Consider the following 1648-nt stretch of genomic DNA (forward strand, 5'->3'; position numbering starts at 1 on the left):
GGAACGCGCCGGCTTGATCCGCCGTCAGCCCGGAGTGGCGCGAAGCATCGAGGTGTTGGTCGCCCCTGAAGGCCTGCCCCTCCTCCGCCATCCCCAACTCGTCAAATCCTCTGGGCCGAGGATCTAGCCGGATGTAAATCAGCTTAGAAACATTGATCCCGGTAGGGGCAAGCGCAACCGGCTGAATATTCGAAACAAATAGCGATAGCAGAGGGGTCGCCGTCGGCGCCGGTTGTGACCCTCTCACCCTGAGCAAAGACCCAAGGCCACTCAAAGGTTTCCGCCGAGCAAGTGACGGGGTCTGGGTTCGAGGCCGAATGACAGGCCAGGAAGGCCAAGAGCCGCTCCGGGTTCGAGAGGCCATCACTGAAGATCACGGGAGGCGCACGCTCCTCCGACGCGGCATCCGGGGCTGGAGGCTGAGAATGGGTCACGTTCGGCTCAGTGTACCCGGGAGAGGTGCCAGAGAGTCGTTTTGAGCAAAGGCTCTCTGCATCCAACATACCTATCCGACAGTTCTCTCTCCAACGGGCCGCATAGGAGGCAAGCATGACCGACTTGGCGCTAAGAATTCAAGGCCTGCTCGAACGCCCCTTAGAGGCTCTAAACTCTCTCCCGTTCTGGTTCGCACTCGGGCTTCTCTTTGCGCCTACGCTTCTTTCCCTGTTCACACGGCGGTCGATTACGATTGTTGCGACCGCTCTCCTAAATTTCGCTTGTCTGGTCCTCCTCGGTGCAGGGCAAGCCCCTGAGATAGCGGGTCCGGTGATGATCGTAACCTTTGCGGCATCTCTGATCGTTGCCCTCTTTGGGCTCCACGAGAACCAACTCTGGCAAAGGATTTCAGGTCTGGACGCAAAAGTTACCCAGGTAGAAGAGCAGATGATGACCTTCCTGAGGGCTCTTGAAGGGCGATCCGATCTGATCGATCAGAGGGGGGAGCAAGCGCGTATGGCTTTTGAGGCGGCTCGTAGTGCCCTTGAGGACGCGCGCAAGCCGCCACAGCCTGCCAAGGCAGCTTTCCCGCTGTCGACGCAGAGCGCACATACGAATCCATCTGGAGGCGCACCTCAGGGAAGCCCTGCTCCACCAACGCCGAAGGCCTAAAATACAGCTGCGCCCTGACTGAGCCCTTTCGGCGGGCTCGGGCGGCACGTGCGTCGGCGCACGTCACGATGCCGCGAAATCGCCAAGATACGTCGTATCATCAACCGCCAACGGGGAAGCAAATCATGCGTGCTCTGTTCAGCATCTTCTGCTTGTTCTCAAACCTATCTGGCGGGGCATTGCAGAAGATTTGGAGGCGGCCCAGCAAGAAAGAACGGAACAGTACCATGCCGTTCTCGCTGAGATCGCACCCGATAAGGCCTTGTCACTGATGCCACTCCCTCACGACCTGCCGGACGACATTCGCGAAGCCATTGAGGCTTGGACGGAAGCCAAAGCTTAAAAGTGATCCAAAGGGCCATCGGAACTGCCTCGCCAATCCCCTACACGGCTTCGGAAATTGGGGCATGACCAACGGCACCGTCACCATAACTGAGTGAAAACCATTTCCCGCCCTTTCCAGCTGTTCCCCGGTGGGTCTAAGCTCTTGAAATGCGTGGCACGCTCCGGACCTAAATACCGGAAAGAGTAAAGTAAAAGT

Annotated in this window: 1 protein-coding gene; it reads left to right on the forward strand. The window is 58.3% G+C overall.

Going from position 1 to position 1648, the window contains the following annotated elements; translation table 11 throughout:
- Nucleotides 1–549 precede the first annotated feature (549 nt).
- Nucleotides 550–1107 carry a hypothetical protein gene (locus tag FS320_RS42980; protein WP_152718600.1) on the forward strand — a complete coding sequence of 186 codons (558 nt, stop codon included), beginning with the start codon at nt 550–552 and terminating at the stop codon, nt 1105–1107.
- Nucleotides 1108–1648 lie beyond the last annotated feature (541 nt).

The organism is Microvirga tunisiensis (genome assembly GCF_009296175.1).
GTDB classification, from domain to species: Bacteria; Pseudomonadota; Alphaproteobacteria; order Rhizobiales; family Beijerinckiaceae; genus Microvirga; species Microvirga tunisiensis.